7 protein-coding genes are annotated in these 19,890 nt (G+C 74.3%); 3 read left to right on the forward strand and 4 right to left on the reverse strand.

Annotation, left to right across the window (positions count from 1 at the left end):
- Positions 1–11: 11 nt before the first annotated feature.
- From ACZ6Y7_RS18250 to ACZ6Y7_RS18265, 4 genes are all read right to left on the reverse strand, one after another.
- Entirely contained in the window at positions 12–1,820 is a 1,809-nt protein-coding gene (locus ACZ6Y7_RS18250) for a phytoene desaturase family protein (RefSeq protein WP_465758906.1), read from the reverse strand.
- A complete protein-coding gene (locus tag ACZ6Y7_RS18255) occupies positions 1,813–11,055 on the reverse strand; it encodes a non-ribosomal peptide synthetase/type I polyketide synthase (protein ID WP_465758907.1) in 9,243 nt (3,080 codons plus the stop codon). Before ACZ6Y7_RS18255 ends, ACZ6Y7_RS18250 begins: the two co-directional genes overlap by 8 nt.
- 66 nt (positions 11,056–11,121) lie before the next feature.
- A complete protein-coding gene (locus ACZ6Y7_RS18260) occupies positions 11,122–11,979 on the reverse strand; it encodes a sterol desaturase family protein (protein ID WP_465758908.1) in 858 nt (285 codons plus the stop codon).
- Positions 11,980–12,220: 241 nt separating this feature from the next.
- Positions 12,221–13,660, reverse strand: coding sequence for a helix-turn-helix domain-containing protein (locus ACZ6Y7_RS18265; RefSeq protein WP_465758909.1), 1,440 nt, complete (start codon positions 13,658–13,660; stop codon positions 12,221–12,223).
- A 302-nt stretch (positions 13,661–13,962) separates the two neighbouring features.
- Between ACZ6Y7_RS18265 and ACZ6Y7_RS18270 the strand changes: the two genes are divergently transcribed.
- The 3 genes from ACZ6Y7_RS18270 to ACZ6Y7_RS18280 all read left to right on the forward strand — a co-directional run bounded on the left by ACZ6Y7_RS18270 (position 13,963) and on the right by ACZ6Y7_RS18280 (position 19,882).
- Positions 13,963–17,166, forward strand: a complete 3,204-nt coding sequence (locus ACZ6Y7_RS18270; RefSeq protein WP_465758910.1) for a M28 family peptidase — start codon at positions 13,963–13,965, stop codon at positions 17,164–17,166.
- Between the two features lie 282 nt (positions 17,167–17,448).
- On the forward strand, positions 17,449–19,182 hold the full coding sequence (locus ACZ6Y7_RS18275) for a penicillin-binding transpeptidase domain-containing protein (protein ID WP_465758911.1): 1,734 nt from the start codon (positions 17,449–17,451) through the stop codon (positions 19,180–19,182).
- A gap of 172 nt (positions 19,183–19,354) precedes the next feature.
- On the forward strand, positions 19,355–19,882 hold the full coding sequence (locus tag ACZ6Y7_RS18280; protein WP_465758912.1) for a GNAT family N-acetyltransferase: 528 nt from the start codon (positions 19,355–19,357) through the stop codon (positions 19,880–19,882).
- Positions 19,883–19,890 lie beyond the last annotated feature (8 nt).

Raw genomic sequence — 19,890 nt, forward strand, 5'->3', positions numbered from 1 at the left:
CGCCGTCCCGCTCACTCCGCCGCTCCCACTTCTGCCACGTCCGCCTCCGGCACGCCCGCTCCCAGCAGCTCCTCGTCGACCGGTTCCTCGCCGACCGGTTCCCCGGCGGTCGCCTCCTCGTCGGCCGGCGCCTCGTCCGGCGCACCCGCCCGCGGCACGCCCACGGTGGCCCGGCCGAGCTGCGGCAGGTCGCCCCACTTGCCGGTGTGCCAGGGTTCCCGGTTGTCACTGGGCCAGGCCCGGAAGGGCAGGCCGAGCTCCCGGCAGAGGTACTGCGCGGCGTACCGCCCGCTGGTGGCGGCCCGGATTAGCCCGCCGAGCGCCGTCCACTGCCCGGTCATGGAGAAGCCGCGCAGCCCGGGCAGCCGCATCCGGTCCCGGTTGACCAGCCGGTTGGCGGCGTCCTCGGCCTCGGAGAAGGCCTGCCAGGCGAGGATGGAGCCGTAGGTGTTGCCCGTGAACCGCTCGACGGTCACCGGGGAGGCCACGTCGACCAGTTCGATCCGGCCGCCGAGCCCGGGGTACTTCCGGTCCAGGAACTCCCGGACGAAGGCCGCGACTTCCTGCTTGCGCTCCCGGTACGCCCGGCGGTCGCGCAGCCGCAGGTCCTTCCAGGAGCGGTAGTCGCTGAAGTAGGTGCAGTGCAGCACCGACTTGCCGGGCGGCGCGAAGCCGTCGGCGTAGGCCGAACGCAGCTGCACCACCAGGCTCTGCTGCAGCGCGCCGGGCAGCCGGGCACCCTCCACGGGGGTGAGGAGGTACGTGGTGCTGTGCGGCTCGCCCTGCGGCAGCGGACCGTCGACGCCGACGAAGGCGGAGACCACGGCCGGGTACAGATTGCCGGGCTTGTCGAGGAGTTCGCCGTAGAGCCGGTCGGTGGCCGGGCTGGACCACCGGCCCTCCAGCAGCCGGTCGAGCACCGTCGGGCCGTCGCAGGCGGCCACCACGTGGTCGGCGAAGTGCCTTGAGCCGTCCCGCAGTTCGACGCCGACGGCGCGCCCGTCCTCGACCAGGATCCGCTCCACCCGGCAGCGGTAGCCGATCACCCCGCCCAGCGAGGTGTAGCGCTCCTCCACCGAGCGGGCCAGCCCCAGCGAACCGCCCTGCGGGAAACCGGCGTTGCCGTTGTGCGCGGCGGCCAGGGTGTACAGGTACGGCAGGAGCGGGAAGCCCTTCGGCTCCTGCAGGAACATGGTGGGAAACGCCCGGCGCAGCAGCGGGTCCTGGAAGCGCTCGGCGAAGCCGCTCATCGGGGTGGTCGCGGTGCGCCAGAACAGCCGGAAGGACGGCAGGACGCTGCGCAGCGTGCGCAGCCGTTCCGCCGTGGTGCGCAGCGGTGGCGGGGTGAGGTCCCAGGGCAGCTCGGCGGCGACGAAGCGGCGCAGGTCCCGGCAGAACGCCCGGATCGGCTCGGCGTCGCCGGGCGCGAGGGCCAGCAGGTGGGCTTCCAGGCGGTCCGGGTCGCCGTAGAAGGTGACGGCGCGGCCGTCTTCGTCGACGACCCGGTTGAAGACGTCGAAGCGGGTCACGGACTTGCCGTCCAGGGCGCCGAGTTCGCGCCAGACCTGGTGCGCGCCGGTGCCCTCGGCGGTGCCGATCAGCCAGTCGATGCAGTAGTCGAACAGGTAGCCGTGCCGGGACCACGCGGTGCAGCAGCCGCCGGGCAGGACGTGCTTCTCGAAGATCCGGGTCTCCAGGCCGCTCATCTGGGCGTAGCAGCCGGTGGCGAGGCCGGCCAGGCCGGCCCCGATCACGATGACCCGGGGCGGGCCGCCGGGGGCCCGCTCCCTGCCGGACCAGTCCGGTCCGCGGTCAGCCACGGCCATCGACGGTGCCTCCGGCCAGGATGGCGCCCGCCAGTTCGGCGTTGCGGGCGGCGTGCTCGCCGTCGAGCATCTCCGCGTGGCTGCCGTGGCCGACGTGCACGGCGGTGCCGGTGGTGGAGGCGCCGTGCCAGGAGCCGTCCGCGCCGCTGACGTGCACGTCGAGCCGGTCGCGTTCGCAGACCACGTCGAGGTGGGCGCTCACCATGCCGGTGTTGGGGGTGCGGCTGCAGAACTCCAGGTAGTCCCTGGCTTGTTCGAGGGTCTCCCGGGCGACGATCCGCGAGCCGGTGTGGCGGTGCAGGTGCTCGTGGAGTTCGCGCTCGAAGACGGCCACGTGCTCCTCGCCGAGGTCGAAGGCGTCGAGGACCCGGTAGGCGTCCACCAGCAGCACCGAACTCACCGTACGGCCGCGGCGTTCCAGCTCCTTGGCCACCTCGAAGGCGAGGTTCCCGCCGAGCGAGTAGCCGAGCAGGACGTACGGCCCGTCCGGGTGCAGTTCCTCGGCCAGGTCCGCGTAGCGGGCGGTCTTGTCGTCGCCCGTCAGGTAGTTGAAGGCGGCGATCCGGTGCTCGGGCAGGTGCGCCGCGAGCTGCCGGTAGACCAGGCCGTGGCCGCCGGCCGGCGGGAAGCAGAAGACCGTGCGGTCCTCGGGCGCCGTCGGGTTGAACCACAGGTGGGACTGGCCGCCGGCCACCTCGCCGGTGACGATCTGCTCGACGGTGCGGGCCATCCCGTGCAGGGTGGTGACCTTGAACAGCAGGCCGACCGGGATGTCGATGGCGAACTCGGTCTGCAGGTGGTGGATCAGCTCGATCAGCCTGATGGAGCTGCCGCCGAGCTCGAAGAAGTCGTGCTGCAGGCCGACCTCGTCGAGGCCGAGCAGGTTCCGCCAGTGCTCGGCGACCCTGGTCTCGTAGAGGGTGACGGGCGGTTCGTGCTGGGCCCCGCCGGTGTCGGCCGTCGGTTCGGGCAGGGCGGCGAGGTCGACCTTGCCGTTCGGGGTGAGCGGCAGGGCGGGCAGTTCGGTGAGGTAGGAGGGGATCATCACGGTGGGCAGGTGCTCGGCCAGGTGGCGGCGCAGTTCGCGGCGGTCCAGCACGGTGCCCTCGGCGGGCACGACGTAGGCGGCCAGGACGGCCTCGCCCGAGGCGTCCCGGCGGACGGCCACGCAGGCCTGGGCGAGTTCGGGGCGGGCGGTGAGGTGGGCCTCGATCTCGCCCGGCTCGATCCGGTGGCCGCGCACCTTGACCTGGTTGTCGATCCGGCCGAGCAGGTGCGCGGTGCCCGCGGTGTCCCAGTGCCCGAGGTCGCCGGTGCGGTAGAGCCGCGCGGGCGCGCCGTCGAGCTCCAGGGTGACGAACCGCTCGGCGGTCCGCTGCGGGTCGTTGGGGTAGCCCGCCGCGACGCCCGCGCCGCCGATCCACAGCTCGCCGGGCACACCGGCGGGGACGGGCTCGCCGTACGGGTCGAGGATGTACAGCGCGCTGTTCGGGAAGGGCCGGCCGATCGGCACCATCCGGCCGGGTTCCAGCTCCTCGGCCGTGCCCTCGTAGTAGCTGCTGTCGACGGTGGCCTCGGTCAGGCCGTAGGAGTTGACCAGCCTGGTCCGCTCGCCGCACAGGGCGCGCAGCTTGCGGTGTTCGGCGGCCTTCCAGGAGTCGGAGCCGACGATCACCAGCTTCAGGAAGTCCAGCCGCAGGTCCTCCCGTTCGCAGTGGGTGAGCAGGGCGCGGGCCACGGCCGGCACGAACTCGCCGCAGTCCACGGCCTCTTCGCGCATCACCCGGTGCAGCCGGGCGGTGTCGAAGAGCAGGTCGCGGTCGACCAGGACGAGGGTGCCGCCGCTGCCGAGCGCCCGGGCGAGGTCGCCGGAGAACACGTCGAAGGCCGTCCCGGCCATCTGCAGGTGCACCCGGACCTCGGTGTCCAGCCGGTACTCCGCGCGCCAGCCGGCGGTGACGGCGGCCAGGTTGCGGTGGTCGACCCGGACCCCCTTCGGCCGACCGGTGGAGCCCGAGGTGTGAATCACGTAGGCGGCCCGGTCCGGGTCGGCGGCGGGCAGCGGCAGGGCGGCCGCGGCGGGCCGGTCCAGCTCCTCCAGGGTGACGGGCCGGGCGGGCAGCTCGGCGGCCGGCGGGCGCCGCTCGTCGACGACCACCAGCGCGGCCCCGGCGTCGGCCACCTGGTACGCGAGCCGGTCCGCCGGGTGCCCGGGGTCGAGCGGCAGGTAGGCGGCGCCGGCCCGCCAGATCCCCAGCAGGGTGGTGATCAGCTCCGGTGACTTGTCCAGGTGGACCGCCACCACCGAGCCCTCCTCGACGCCCAGTTCGCGCAGCCGTACGGCGGTGCGCTGGGAGCGCCGGTCCAGCTCGCCGTAGGTCATGCGGCGGACCTCGTCACGGCCGGGCGCGACCACGGCGAAGGCCTCCGGGTGCTCGGCGGCGGCCTTGGCGATCAGCTCCGGCAGCGGGGTGTCGTGCTCGATCCGGCGCTCGGCGCCGCTGAACGCGGTGAGGATCTCCCGGCGCTCGGCCGGGTCCAGCATCCGCAGCCGGCCGACCGGCTCGTCCTGCGCGGCGCGGGTCATGGCGTCCAGCAGGTTGCGGTAGTGCGCGGCCAGCCGCCGCACGGTGCCGGCCTCGAAGAGGTCCGAGTTGTACTTGAAGACGCAGTGGAAGCAGCCGTCCGAACGGTCCTCGTAGGCGGACAGCGTCAGGTCGAACTGTCCCTCCTCCTCGGGGAGTTCGATGTACTCCAGCCGGTAGCCGAAGCGTTCCACGGCGACCTTGTGGGTGAGCAGGATGAACATCGCCTGGAACACCGCGGAGCGGCTCGGGTCGTGCTGCAGCCCCAACTGCTCGACCAGCAGCGGGAAGGGGTACTCCTGGTTGTCCAGCCCGCCGAGCACGCTCTCCCGTACCCGGGCCACCAGTTCCGCCACCGTCGGCTCCCCGGCCAGGCTGACGTGCAGCGGCAGCGGGTTGACGAAGTAGCCGTAGACGGCGGCGAACTCCTCCTGGGTGCGGCCGGTGACGGGGCTGCCGACCACGATGTCCGGCTGCCCGGACCACCGGTGCAGCAGCAGGTAGTAGGCGCTGAGCAGCACCATGAACGGGGTGGCGCTCTGCGCGCGGGCCAGCTCGTGGACCCGGGCGGTGAGCTCGGCGTCCAGCCGGAAGAACTCGGAGGCGCCGTTGTGGGTCTGCACGGCCGGGCGGGGCTTGTCGGTGGGCAGCGCCAGCACCGGCATCTCGGCGGGCAGGTGGCCGCGCCAGTAGTCGAGCATCCGCTGGGCCTCGGGCCCGGCCAGGAAGCGGTTCTGGTGGTTGAGGAAGTCCAGGTAGCGGGCGGCCACCGGGGGCAGTTCGGGGGTGCGGCCCCGGCGCAGCGCCTCGTAGACCTCGAACAGCTCCTCGATGAAGGTGAAGGTGGAGATGGCGTCCGAGACGATGTGGTGGACGGCCTTCATCAGCACCCAGCGGTCCGGCCCGCGCCGGAACAGCCGCAGCCGCACCAGCGGGTCCTCGGCGAGGTCGTACGGCCGCCGGTACTCGCGGACGATCAGTTCGTGGATCTCCTCCCACGGCCGGCCCTCGACGTCGAACAGCGCGGTGTCGGCCACCGCCTCCGCGCGGATCCGCTGGACCGGGCGGCCCTCCTCGGCTGTGAAGGCGGCCCGCAGGCCGGGGTGCCGGGCGACCAGGTGGCGGAACGCGGCGAACACCACCTCCGGGTCGAGCTCCGCGCGCACCTCGACGGCGCCGCCGATGTTGTACGCGAAGCCGTCCGGGTGCAGCTGGCGCAGGAACCAGAGCGCCTGCTGGTTGTGGGTGAGCGGGTAGCGGGACTCGTCGGTGTGCAGCTCGACCTCGGCGCCGGTCGCGGCGCCGTCGGCGGCGAGCCGCTCGGTGAGGCCCTCGACGAGCAGGTCCACCAGGTCGCCGACGGTGCCGTTGCTGAGCAGGGCCACCACCGGCAGGGCGACGCCCAGTTCGCCGTGCACCCGGGCCCGCAGCTCCATCGCGAGCAGCGAGTCCAGGCCGTGCGCGCCGAGCCTGGTGTCGGTGTCGATCCGCTCGGCGGCGGTGCGCAGCACCGCGGCGGCCGCGGCGGTGAACCGCTCGGTCACCAGCGCCCGGCGGCTCTGCGGGTCGGCCGCCCGGTAGGCGTCCAGGAAGCCGCCGGTCTCGGCCGGGGCCCGCTCGGCGGCGTTCGCCGCCAGGTCGGCGACCAGCGGGGGCGGCGCCGGGTACCAGGCGAGGAAGGTCGGCCAGTCGACCACGGTGGCGACCAGCAGCTGGGCGTGGTCCTGGCCGAGGACGCGCTCCAGCACGGCCGCCCCGGCGTCCGGCGGCAGCGAGCTCATGCCGCGGGCGTCGCGGTAGTGGGCGACCAGGCCCAGTTCCTCGATCATGCCGGTGGCCCAGGGCCCCCAGTCCAGGCTGAGCGCGGGCAGGCCGTCGGCCCGGCGGTGGTGCGCGAGGGCGTCCAGGAAGGCGTTGCCGGCCGCGTAGTTGGTCTGCCCGGCGGTGGTGAGCAGCGAGGCGACGGAGGCGAACAGGACGAAGTGGTCGAGCGGTTCGTCGCGCAGAAGCCGGTGCAGCAGGAGGCCGCCGGCCACCTTGGGGGCGTACCCGGCGTCGAAGGCCGGGCGGTCCATCTGGGCGAGCAGGGTGTCCTTGACCTGCCCGGCGAGGTGGAACACGCCCCGGATCGGCGGGCGTTGGTGCTCCCGGTAGTCGGCGAGCCAGGCCGCGAGGGCGGCTTCGTCGGTGACGTCGACCGGGGCGAGCAGGGGTTCGGCGCCGAGCGCCTGGAGCTCGCGCAGGAAGGCGATCCGCTCTCCGGCGGGGCTGCGCGGATCGGTGTGCGCCCACTGGGAGCGCTCGGGCAGGGCGGTGCGGCCGACCAGGATCAGCCGTCGGGCGCCGCGCTTGACCAGGGTGCGGCAGAGCAGCCGGCCGAGGGCGCCGAAGGCGCCGGTGACCAGGTAGCTGCCGTCGGGGCGCAGCGCCGGGGGCAGCGGCCGGGTGAGGCCCTCGGCCGGCCGCAGCCTGCCGGTCAGCCGCCCGCCGGCCCGCAGGGCGATCTCCTGCTCGTCCCGGGCGGTGAGTTCGGCGAGCAGGGCCTCGGCCTGCTCGGCGGCGGTGACGGCCGGGTCGAGGTCGATCAGGCTGCCGCGCTGGGCGACGAGTTCCTGTTGCCAGAGGACCCGGCCGATGCCCCAGGCGGGGGCGCCGAGCGGTTCGACCCGGTCGCCGGGGGCGGCGGGCTGGGTGCCCCGGGTGACGATGTGCAGCCGGCCGTCCGGGCGGGCGCCGGGCAGCGCCTGGGCGAGGGCGATCAGCGAGTAGGCGCCGAGGGTGGCGAGCCCGTCGAGCCGGTCGGGCGTGGTGGCGTCCAGGGCGGGCAGGTCGAGGTTCCACAGGTGGACGGCGGTGGCGTAGCCGGTGTCGAGGTCGGCGAGCAGCCGGCCGACGTCCTCGGCGGAGTCGGGCCGTACGGTCGAGTGCCCGTCACCGTGGCGGTACTCCGCGCCGGGCCGGACCAGGTGGCAGCGTGCGCCGCGCTCGGCGGCCAGCGCGGCCAGCCGCTCGGCGAGGCCGCCCTCGTCGGCGAAGAGCAGCAGGTCGCCGCTTGCCTCCCCGGTGGTCGGGGCGGCCGCCTCCACCCAGGCGACCTCGGTGAGCCAGCCGTCGATGGTGGCCAGGCCGACGGAGGCCGGGGCCTGGGCGACGTCGGCGACCCGGAAGCCGGTGATCCGGCCGAGCGGGCCGCCGTCCTCGTCGTACAGGGCGATGTCGCCGACGAGTTCCTCGCCGCTGTCCCGGGTGACGGTGGCGTGCGCCCAGAGCGGCCGGGCGCCGATCGCGTCGAGCCGGACCTCCTCGATGGAGACCGGCAGCCGGACGCTGCCGCCCTCGGGCGCGTGCAGCGTGGTGGTGAGCAGGGTCTGGAAGCAGGCGTCCAGGAGCACCGGGTGCAGCTGGTGGTCGGCGGCGTCGGGGCCGAGCCCGGGGGTCGGCCGGAGCCGGGCCAGTGCCTCGCCGGGGCCCGCCCACACCTGGTCGATGGCCTGGAAGGCGGGGCCGTAGTCGTAGCCGCGCCCGGCCAGCCGCCGGTAGCAGTCCGGCCCGTCGAGGTGCTGTCCGCGGGCGTCCGGGGCGGAGGTGTCCAGCGCGGGGCCGTAGGTGCGGCGCTGGCCGGTGCGGACGCGGCCGCAGGCGTGCGTGGCCGGCTCGCCGCCGGCCGGGGTGGCGGTGACCGTGAACCGGGCGTCCTCCGGCGCGTAGCCGAGCTGGACGCGGGCGGGGTCGCTCTCGGAGAGGAACAGCGCCCGGTTGAGTTCGATCTCCGCCAGGACCACCTCGGTGCCGCCGGTCAGGGCGCGCACGGCCTGGGCGGCCATCTCCAGGTACCCGGCGGCCGGGAAGACGATCCGGCCCTCGATCCGGTGGTCGCTCAGGTAGGGCAGCCGCTCGGGGTCGAGCGCGGTGGTCCAGCCGGGCTGGGCGTTCGCGGTGCGGCGGCCGAGCAGCGGGTGGTCGACCCGGCCGAGCCGGACCTGGGCGACCGGCGCGGGCTCGACCCAGTAGCGGTCGCGCCGCCACGGGTACCGCGGCAGCGGCACCGGGCGTCCGGCCGGGTGCAGCGCGTCCCAGCTCACCTCGACGCCCAGGGTGTGCAGTTCGGCGAGGCTGCGGGCGAAGCGCTCGGGCTCGTCCTGGTGCCGGCGGATCGACGGCAGGGTGTGGGCCCGCTCGGCGCACTCGCGGATCGCGTGGCCGAGCACCGGGTGCGGCCCGACCTCCAGGAACAGGCCGTGCCCGTCCTCGGCCAGGCGCTCGACGGCGGCCCGGAAGCGCACCGGGTTGCGGACGTTCTCCCACCAGTACCCGCCGTCCAGTTCGGGCCCCTTGGCGAGCCCCTCCCGGGCGGTCAGGTAGAGCGGCAGTCGCGCCTCCTGGGGCTTGATGTCGGCGAGCGCCGCCACCAGCTCGTCCCGGATCGGGTCCATCCGCACGCTGTGGTAGGGGACTTCGACGTCGAGCATGCGGGCGAAGACGTCCTGCCCGGTCAGCTCCCGGGCCAGTTCGCGCAGTGCCTCGGTGTCCCCGGCCAGGGTCACCGCGGAGGGGCTGTTGACGGCGCCGAGCGAGATCCGGTCGCGGTACGGCCGGATCCGGCGCTCCGCCTCCGCCTCCGGCAGTCCGACCGCGAGCATGCCGCCGGTGCCGGCCAGCCGGTGCTGCAGGCGGCTGCGGGTCAGCACCACCCGGACGGCGTCGGCCAGGTCGTACACTCCGGCCTCGTGGAAGGCGGCCACCTCGCCGGTGCTGTGGCCGACCACCGCGTCCGGGCGCAGGCCGTGGCTCCGCCAGAGCGCCGAAAGCCCCACCTGGACGGCGAAGTTGGCGGGTTGGGACAGCCAGGTCTCGGCCATCCGGGACTCCGCCTCGTCCCGGGCCAGCTCCTCCAGCAGCGACCAGCCGGCCTGCTCGCGGATCTCCCGGTCGACGGCCCGGACGGCCTCGCGGTAGACCGGCTCGCTCTCGTACAGGCCGCGGCCCATGCCCCACCACTGCGGGCCCATGCCGGTGAACACCCAGGCCAGGCGGCGCTCCCGGCGCTCCCGGGCGCGGCCGCGGACCACCCGCGGGTGCTCCTCGCCGCGCCCGTACGCGGCCAGCGCCTCGGCCAGGTCCTGCCGGGTGGAGTAGGCCACCGCGAGCCGCTCGGGCAGGTGCTGGCGGCGGTGCGCCAGGGTGTGGCCGAGGTCGGTGAGCGAGGCCCCGGCGGCGATCTCCTGCCGTACCGCGTCGGCCAGTTCGGGCAGCCCGGCGGCGTCCTTGGTGCTCAGCGGCAGCACGCTGCAGACCGGTCCGGTGGCCGGGGGCGCGGGGGCGGGGGCGGGCGGTTCCTGCAGCAGGACGTGCGCGTTGGTGCCGCCGAAGCCGAAGGAGTTCACGCCCGCGCGGGCCGGGCCGGCGTGCTCGGGCCAGTCGAGCGGTTCGGCCGGGATCTCGAAGGGCAGCGCGGCCAGGTCGATGGCCGGGTTGGGCCGTTCCACGTTGAGGTGTGGCGGGATCCGGCGGTGTTTGAGGGCGAGTGCGGTCTTGATCAGCCCGGCGACGCCGGCCGCGGCCTCGGTGTGCCCGATGTTGGTCTTCACCGAGCCGACGTAGCAACGGTCCCCGGAGCGGCGGCCGATGCCGAGCACCCGGCCGAGCGCGGCCGCCTCGATCGGGTCGCCGACCGCGGTGGAGGTGCCGTGCGCCTCGACGTACTGCAGGCTCCCGGGCAGCACCCCGGCCTCGGCGCAGACCCGTTCGATCAGGGTGGCCTGGGCGTCCGCGCTGGGGACGGTGATGCCGTTGGTGCGGCCGTCCTGGTTGACGCCGCTGCCGAGGATCACCGCGTGCACCGGGTCCCCGTCGCGCTGCGCGTCGGAGAGCCGCTTGAGCACCACCACACCGACGCCCTCGGCCCGGACGTAGCCGTCGGCGGAGGCGTCGAAGGCACGCGAGCGCCCGTCGGCGGAGAGGAAGCCGCCCTTGGTCTCGGCGATCGTGTACTGCGGCGCCATGTGCAGCAACGCGCCGCCGGCCAGGGCGAGTTCGGTCTCGCCGCGGAGCAGGCTCTGGCAGGCCAGGTGGACCGCCACCAGGGAGGAGCTGCAGGCGGTGTCGATCGAGACGCTGGGGCCGCGGAAGTCGAAACAGTGCGAGATCCGGTTGGAGACCATCGTCATCATGGTGCCGGTGGCGGTGTGCGCGGCGATGGTGCTGAAGTCGAGGTCCGCGAACTGCAGGATCTTCCAGTCGAGGGTGAAGGCGCCCATGTAGACGCCGACGTCCCGCCCCGCCAGTTCGTCCGGACGCAGGCCGCCGTCCTCCAGGGCCTCCCAGCTGACCTCCAGGAGCTTGCGCTGCTGCGGGTCCATGTGCTCGGCCTCGCGCGGGCTGATCCCGAAGAAGTCCGGGTCGAAGGTGTCGAATCCGTCGATGTAGCCGCCCCGGCCGCCGATCAGCCGCCCTTGCTTGGCCCGGTCGCGGCTGCCCAGGCTGCCGGTGTCGTACCGGTCGGCGGGGGTCTCGGTGAGGCAGTCCCGGCCCTCCAGCAGGTTGCGCCAGTAGGTCCGGTGGTCGTTGGCGTGTCCCGGCAGGCGGCAGCCGATACCGGTGATCGCGATGGGCTCGCGGGGCACGGCGGAGGGCGAGGAATTCATGGTCCAATCCGAGGGTGATGGCGTGGCGCCGGGGACACGGGCGGGGGGACGACAGCGCGGGCGCGGTCAGGCGGACTGCTCGGTGGGCTTCGCGCGGCGCCAGGGGTGCAGCAGGGTGGCGCCGAGTTCGCCGGTCGCGGGGAACGCGGCCGGGTCGGTGAGTCCGACGGCGGTGGGCACTCGGCCGGGCCGCCAGGTGAAGCTCCCGAAGACGTGGTCCCACAGGGAGAGGTCGGAGGAGTAGTGGCCGGCTTCGGCGAGGTCGGTGCTGTGGTGGAGGCGGTGGAGCTCCGGACCGGCCAGGACGTGGCCGAGCGGCCCGAGGTGGACGTCGATGTTCGCGTGGACGAAATACCCCTGGGCCAGAACGAATATTCCGACCACGAACACCGAATCCGCCGAGAATCCGATCAGCGCCAGCGAAAGTTGGACCACGGACTGTGCGACGAAGACGTCCAGGAAATGATTCACGCCGTTGTTCGCGACGTTCACCTTCTCCGGGACGTGGTGCACTCCGTGCAGCCGCCAGAGCCACCGGTTCCGGTGCGACCAGCGGTGCACGAGGTAGTCGCCGAGCGAGCCGACCAGCAGCGCGAGTGGGATCTCCATCGCGAACGGCAGCGCCGGATGTGCCGGGCCGAGCACCTCCACCAGGCTCGTCACCAGCCCCTGGGCCAGTGCGCCGCCGACCATGCTGAGCGCGAAGTAGACGCCGTACCAGCCGAGTTCGCGTCGGGTCGGATGCCAGTCGGTGCGGTACGGGATCAGCCGCTCCAGGACCGCCAGGTAGACGATCACGGCGACCAGGACGAGCGGTGAGACCCGGTCGGGGGCCCAGTGGAAGCGCAGGGTCGCGACGGAGACGGACAGGACGCCCAGCAGCAGGAGCGGATGGGCGAGCCGGCGTGCAACGGCTGACAGCACGCGCCCCCCGTTCTTCGCGGACTAACGACTGGAAACGTCAGTGACTCTAGCGGGAGCCGCTGCTCGAGGAAGTCATTCGACGTGTTAACGCCATGAATGACCCGATCGGCGGACCATCCGCGCACGAAGTTGACGCTCGAACGGCGTGAAGGGGGCGCATTTTCGCCGGATACCGAAGTGACCGGGGCGGGATTCCTTCGCACCCGCGCGCAAAAGCGCCCGAGCGCCCCTCCCGCGTCGCTCAGGCGCGCACCAGCTCCGCCAACCGGTCGGCGGCCTGCGGAGCGTGCGCGGCGAGGCGGTCGCGCACTCCCCGCAGCTCGTACCCGACCAGTGCCGGGAGGCCCGCCGCGGAGGTGCCCCCCAAGGCGCGGCCCAGGAGGTCGACGGCCGCCTGCGGATCGTGCGCGCAGACCAGGCAGTCGGCCGCCCGGACGACGAACAGCAGTCGGCTGGCCGGGAGTTGGGTCGGGCCTAGCAGGCCCAGCGCGGTCTCGGTGGCGTCCAGCGCCCGCCGGGCCAGCCCCGGGTCGTTCCCGGCCGCGGCGAGGTCGCGCAGGGCGGCGGCCGCGGCCGACTCCACCCGCATCCGCATCGAGGCGATCGAGAGCCAGGGCACGTCGACCTCGTCCTGCGCGCCGATGTGGTCCAGGTGCGCCCGGGCCAGGTCGATCTGCCGGACCGTCGCCCGGACGTCGCCGGTCAGCGCGTGGGCGCGGGCCCGGCTGATCCGCCCCATCGCCCCGGCCCAGGGCCGGCCGGGTGCGACCCGGTCGATCTCGCGGGCGTAGCCGAGGGCGGCCTCCGGGTCGCCGTCCAGGCGGGCCAGGATGCTCAGGTCGCTGAGCGTACCGACCTGGGTGGCCTGGTCCCCGGCCAGCCCGGCCCAGGTGAGCGCGCGGTCGTAGCAGGCCATCGCGGTGGCGTTGCGGCCGTCCTGCATGCGCAGCGCGCCGGCCGCGTGGGCGTGCTCGGCGGCCAGCCGGGCCAGCGGGCGGCGGTGCGCGGCCGGAGCGTCGGCGAGCCGGGCGAGCACCGCGCGCAGGGTCCGTTCGACGGCCGCGGCGAGACCCGGTCGGCCACCGGTCTCACCGGCGCGCAGGTGGGCGGCCAGCAGTCCGGTCAGGGCGTGCGCGGTGGCGGCGTCCAGTGGCGGCGCCGCGGCCGGGTCGGCGAGCGCCTCGGGGGCGCAGAACTCGGCGTGCAGACCCGCGAGTTCGGAGGCCGCGGGGACGTCACAGCCCTCGGCGCCGTGCAACGGGCAGAGCAGGCCGTAGTCCGGCAGCCGGGCCGGGGCGCAGCCGCTCGGGGCCGACCCGGCCGGTCCGGGGCCAGGCAGCGGGGGCCGGAGCAGGGCGGGCGGGAAGGCGTCGGGCACGGACAGCTCGGCGGTCTCGGCGCGCTGGCAGGCCTGACTCAACTCACCTCCCGCGTCGAGGAGTTCGTCGAGCCGGTCGGCGATCCTGGGGGAGACCCGGCGGGCCCCGTGCTCGATCTTGCTGACCGCGGTGTGGTCGTAGCCGATCGCGGCGCCGAGCTGCACCTGGGTGAGGCCGGCCCGGCGCCGCCAGTGCCGCAGCCGGGCGCCGAACTCGCACCAGGCGGCGCGGCCCCGGCCGGTCGGCGGGGCCGGCGTCCCCGTCGCGCGGACGGCGCGGGCCGCCACTCGGTTCCGCTCCACGGCTGCCTCCCCGGGTGCGTTCGTCGCCCCGACGGTACCCGCTCGCAACCCGGCCCGTACATGAGGTGGTCTCAACCACTCACGGAAAAGCCCAGCTTGACGCGAAGCCGGACGGCGAGCTTGACGGAATTTGCCAACCCTATGCCTGGGCCGCACCGGCCATTGACCCGAGCATGACGCCATGTGAGGGTTCGGGCACCCGAGCGCGGACGGCCCGTACGGCCGCTCCCCCGACACGGCCTGCGGTGCGCCACCAGCCGTTGCCGTCCGCGGTCGAGGACCCCCACATGCGAGGAGCCTCGATGCAACGCAGAGTTTCCCCAGGCCGGTTGCTGACCACGGCGACCACCCTGACCGTCCTGGCTGGCCTGATCGCCGCCACCGCGGGGCCGGCCACCGCCGCGCCCGCCCCCTCCCCGGCACCGCCCGGCGCCCTGGCCGCCGCGGTCGACGCCGCCGACGCGGCGGCCGCGGCCGGACTGGACGCCCTGGCCAAGGGCCCCGGCGAGACCTACGAGCGCCGGGCCGTCACCCCCTGGGTCGGCGGCCTCTACTCCGTCGCGTACGAGCGCAGCTACCGCGGCCTGCCGGTGGTCGGCGGGGACGCGGTGGTGCTCGCCGACGGTCGGGGCAAGGTCCGCGGCCTGCAGGCCGCCGCCCCCGGCCCGGTCGGCGGGTCCGTCACCCCGCGGATCGGCGCGGACACCGCGGAGAGGACCGCCCGCACCGCCCTGCCCTCCGTCGACACGGTGGAGTCCAGCCGGCTGGTCGTCCGGGTCAAGGACGGCGGCGGCCGACTCGCCTGGGAGACCGTGCTCACCGGCCACCGGGGCAACGCCCCCAGCCGGCTGCACGTCTTCGTGGACGCCGCGAGCGGCGAGGCGATCGACAGCTACGACGACGTCCGCGCCGGCACCCTCAACAGCAAGTGGAACGGCCCCGCCCCGGTCACCATCAGCACCACCGCCTCGGGCGGCTCGTACTCGCTGCGCGACCCGAACCGGCCCGGCCTGACCTGCTCGGACTACAGCACCGGCCAGGTCTTCTCCAAAGCCGGCGACTCCTGGGGCAACGGCAGCCCGTCGACCAAGGAGACCGCCTGCGGCGACGCGATGTTCGCGGCCCAGAAGGAATGGGACATGCTCCGCGACTGGCTGGGCCGCAACGGGCACAACGGCAACGGCGGCAGCTGGCCGGTGAAGGTCGGCCTGAACGACGTCAACGCCTACTGGGACGGCAGCTCGATATCCATCGGCCACAGCCAGGCGAACGAGTGGATCGCCTCGATCGACGTCGTCGGCCACGAGTTCGGCCACGGCATCGACCAGTACACCCCGGGCGGCGCCAACAACGAGTCCGGCCTCGGCGAGGCCACCGGCGACATCATGGGCGCGCTCACCGAGGCCTACGCCAACGAGCCCGCGCCGTACGACAGCCCGGACTACACCGTCGGCGAGATGATCAACCTGGTCGGCACCGGGCCGATCCGGAACATGTCCAACCCCTCCCAGGTCAACAACGACCCCAACTGCTACTCCTCGTCCATCCCGCAGACCGAGGAGCACGCGGCGGCCGGCCCGCTGAACCACTGGTTCTACCTGCTGGCCGAGGGCTCCAACCCGGGCGGCGGCAAGCCCACCAGCCCGACGTGCAACAACTCCACCGTCACCGGCATCGGGATCAAGGACGCCGGGCGGGTCTTCTACGGCGGCATGCTGCTCAAGACCAGCGGCATGACGTACAAGCGCTACCGCACCGCCACCCTGACGGCGGCGAAGAACCTGGACCCGTCCTGCACCTTCTTCACCCGGGCCAAGGCGGCCTGGGACGCGGTCAGCGTGCCCGCGCAGAGCGGTGACCCGAGCTGCACGCCGTCCGGCAGCAACGACTTCTCGCTGGCGCTCGGCCCGGCCTCCGGCTCCGTCCAGCCCGGCGCCTCGACCACCGCGACGATCAGCACCGCGCTGACCTCGGGCACCGCGCAGACCGTCAGCCTGAGCGCTTCGGGCGCCCCGACCGGGGTCACCGCCACGATCAGCCCCTCGTCCGTGCAGACCGGTTCCTCCGCCACCCTCACCCTGGCGGCCTCCTCCGGCGCCCCGGCCGGGACGTACGTGATCACCGTCACCGGCACCGCCGGCGCGGCCACCCACACCGCCCAGTACACCCTGACCGTCGGCGGCGGCAACCCCGGCGGGCCCGCGCCCGACATCGACGTCGCCAAGGTCCAGGCCCACCTGGCGCAGCTGAACACCATCGCCAACCAGAACGGCGGCAACCGCCGGGCGGGCAGCGCCGGACACAGCCAGTCGGTGGCCTACCTCAAGGCCAAGCTGCAGGCGGCCGGGTACACCGTCAGCCAGCAGACCTGCACCTCCTGCACCTACCAGTCCGACAACCTGATCGCCGACTGGCCCGGCGGCCCCGCCGACCAGGTCACCATGTTCGGCGCGCACCTCGACAGCGTCGGCGCCGGCCCCGGCATCAACGACAACGGCTCCGGCTCGGCCACCCTGCTGGAGAACGCGCTGGTGCTCGCCCAGCAGAACCCCACCCTGACCCGGCACGTCCGGTTCGCCTGGTGGACCGGCGAGGAACAGGGCCTGCAGGGCTCGCAGTTCTACGTCGGCCAGTTGGGCTCCGCGCAGCGCTCCGCGATCAAGGCGTACTACAACTTCGACATGGTCGGCTCGCCCAACGCCGGCTACTTCATCAACAACATCTCCTCCCCGGCCGCGGCGCCGATGAAGGCCTACTGGGACTCGCTGAACCTCCAGCCCGAGGAGAACGTCGAGGGGCAGGGCCGCTCGGACGACTACTCCTTCCAGCAGGCCGGCATCCCGACCTCCGGCTACGCGGCCGGCGCCAGCGACACCAAGACCTCGGCGCAGGCCGCCAAGTGGGGCGGCACGGCGGGCCGTTCCTACGACTCCTGCTACCACCAGTCCTGCGACACCACCGGCAACGTCGACGCGACGGTGCTCAACCGCAGCGCCGACGGCGTGGCCTCCACCATCTGGAAGACCTCCGTCGGCGGCAGCACGCCCGCCGACGACTTCTCCCTCGCGGTGAACCCCGCCACCGCCACCGTCCAGCCCGGCGGCTCCACCTCGGCGACGGTCGCCACCGCGACCACGTCCGGCTCGGCCCAGACGGTCAACCTGACCGCCTCGGGCGTGCCGGCCGGTGTCACGGTCACGTTCAGCCCCTCCTCGGTGCAGTCCGGCGGCTCGGCGACGGTCACCATCACGACCTCCGCCTCCACCGCGGCCGGCACCTACGGCATCACCCTCACCGGGACCGGCAAGGCCATCCACAGCACCGGCTTCTCGCTGGTCGTGGGCAACGGGAACCCCAACCCGGGCGGCACCTGGACCCCCGGCACCACCTACCAGGCGGGCGACACCGTGACCTACAACGGCGTCGGCTACGTCTGCATCCAGGGCCACACCGCCCAGGTCGGCTGGGAACCGCCGATCGTCCCGGCCCTGTGGCAGCCGGTGTGACCGGGGCGTCCTGACCGACGCCGCCCGGAAGCCGCTGCGCCGCGGTCCGTCGAGGGGGACGGACCGCGGCGCAGCCGTACGCCGGGGGCCGCCCCGGTCGGCACCCGGCCGCCCGGCGGACCCACCCGCCGTCGACCGATCGCCCTTCTCCGCTTAGGCTGGTCCGCGCTCGAACGGATCTCCGACGGACGGATCGGGCGACCGGCCGGGACGCCGGAGGGGGCGGTCCCGTGAAACCGCAGGACGAAGCAGGACGAAGCAGGACACAGGGGGGACGAGGACATGCGCGAAGAGCATGAGCCGGACGGGTACGCCGGGTACACCGAACTCGACGAGGACGACTTCGAGTTCCAGGACGAGGAAGCGGCCCCGCGCCGCTCGGGCGCCCGACGGGCCGTCCTGGTGGCGGTGGGCGGGGTGTTCGCCGCACTGCTGGCGGTCGGCGGGTACGGCCTGTACACCATCGTGAGCGCCGTCCAGGGCGGCGGTTCGTCCGGCGGCGGCACGCAGGGCTCCGACAGCGCGGCCAAGGCCCCGCAGGAGCCGCCGACCGCCGCCCAGGCCGAGACGACGGCGAAGGACTTCCTGGCGGCCTGGGGCCGCGGCGACGTCACCGCCGCTTCCGCGCTCACCGACCGGCCGGAGGCCGCCCGCGCCGCGCTCACCGCGTTCCACGAGAACGTGCCGGCGCGCTCGCTCGCGCTGACCGGGACGGGCCCGGCGGCGTCCGGCACCCCGGGCGAGCCGGCCCTCGGCTACCGGGTCAAGGCCGAGTTCGAGGGCGCGACCGGCGCCTGGGAGTACGACAGCGCGCTCACCGTCGTCCGGGCCCAGGACGGCCGGGCGGTGGTGCGCTGGGCGCCGACGGTCATCCACCCGCAGCTCGCCACCGGGAGGACCATCGCCGTGAAGGCGCTGCCCGACCCGGTGACCAAGCCCACCGACCGCAACGGCAAGCCCCTGGAGGGCTTCCCGTCGCTGGCGGCCGTGCTGCCCCAGATCGCCCCCGCGAACGGCGCGGCGGTCGTCACCGGACGGGCCGTGGTGCTCTCCGGCGGCTCCGGGAAGGAGCCCGAGCAGCTGTTCGTGCTGACCCCGCCGAGCGCGCCGCAGGTCAAGCTCACCCTGGACGCGGACCTTCAGAAGGTCGCCGAGGAGGCGGTCAAGCAGCAGTCGGCGGGCGGCAAGCCGGCCTCCCTGGTGGCGATCGAGCCCAGCACCGGCCACATCCTGGCGATGGCCTACTCCCCCGCCGGGTTCAACCGCGCGGTCGCGGGCGGCCAGGCGCCCGGCTCCACCATGAAGGTGGTCACCTCGGCCGCCCTGCTGGAGGCCGGCGTGGCCCCGGACACCGTGGTGCCGTGCAAGAACACCACCAACTCCCCCAAGCCCTGGCACAACGACGAGCCCGGCGACTTCCCCGGGTACACGCTCACCGACGACTTCACCCACTCCTGCAACACCGGCTTCATCGACAAGGGCCTGGAGAAGCTGGCGCCCGGCGCGTTCGGCAAGGTGGCCCGCGAGCAGTTCGGGCTCGGCCTGGAGTGGCACATCGGCATCCCGAGCCGGGACGCCACCATCCCGGCGCCGGGGAACAAGGACGAGGCGGCCGCCGAGTACATCGGCCAGGGCCAGATCCAGGTCAACTCGCTGCTGATGGCCTCGGTGGCCGCCACCGTGCAGAGCGGAACGTTCCGCCAGCCCGTCCTGCGGGACGACGCCAAGCGGGTGTCGGCCCCCGGCCGGCTGCCCGCGGATGTCGCCCGGGACCTGCGCGGCATGATGGCCAAGACCGCCACCCAGGGCACCGCCCGCGCGCCGATGTCCGGCCTGTCCGGCCAGATCGGCGCCAAGACCGGCACCGTCGAAGCCGGCGGCCAGGCCACCAACAGCTGGTTCATCGCCTACCGCGGGGACCTCGCCGTCGCCGCCGAGGTCGAGGGCGGCGGCCACGGCAACAGCGCCGCCGGCGTCGCGGCGGCCCAGGTCCTGAAGGCCGGCGGCACCGGCTGATGACGGCTGACGGCACTCCCGACGGGCCCCCGGTGGCCCGTCGGGTGTTCGAGGACCGGGCGCCGGGTCGGCTGGCGGATGCTGCGCGGCGGCGAGGTCGGCGCGCCGCTGGGCTCCGCCCTGCTCGCGCCGAGGACCGGGCGCCGGACGCCGACGCGGCCGAGGAGAGTCCGTGCCCGGGCTGATCGATCCGACCGTCCGGTTGCGGAGGTCGTTCCTGGCGGCGGTGGCCGAGTTCCGCGCGGACCCGGGCCACCCCGTCCCCTGGTTCGTCACCGACGTCGACCCGGCGGCCCTGACCGGCGACGCCGCCGCCTTCGGCGGCTACGTCGCCCGGGTCCTCGCCGAACGGACGGAGGCGGGGGCGCGACGCGACGCGGGCGTGCCGATGACCACCCTGTGGTGGGCCGACGGGGACGAGGTGCTGGGCAGGATCGCGATCCGGCACCGGTTGACCCCGGGACTGGCCCGGGTCGGCGGCCACATCGGCTACGACGTCCGGCCGGGCGCCCGCCGCCGGGGCCACGCGACCGCCATGCTCGCCGCCGCGCTCCCGGTCGGCGCCGCCCTCGGCATCACGGAGGCCCTACTGACCTGTGACGCCGCCAACACCGCGTCCCGCCGGGTCATCGAGGCCAACGGCGGCCGCCTCACCGCCGCCGAGGGCGGCAAACTCCGCTACCTGCTGCCGACGTCCTGACCTCCGCC

It is taken from the genome of Kitasatospora sp. NPDC053308 (assembly GCF_055585785.1).

Excerpts from the sequence above, each read along its gene's own strand:
- ACZ6Y7_RS18275 (WP_465758911.1), top strand. The coding sequence starts at position 17,449 with ATGCGCGAAGAGCATGAGCCGGACGGGTACGCCGGGTACACCGAACTC.
- ACZ6Y7_RS18255 (WP_465758907.1), bottom strand. The coding sequence starts at position 11,055 with ATGAATTCCTCGCCCTCCGCCGTGCCCCGCGAGCCCATCGCGATCACC.
- ACZ6Y7_RS18270 (WP_465758910.1), top strand. The coding sequence starts at position 13,963 with ATGCAACGCAGAGTTTCCCCAGGCCGGTTGCTGACCACGGCGACCACC.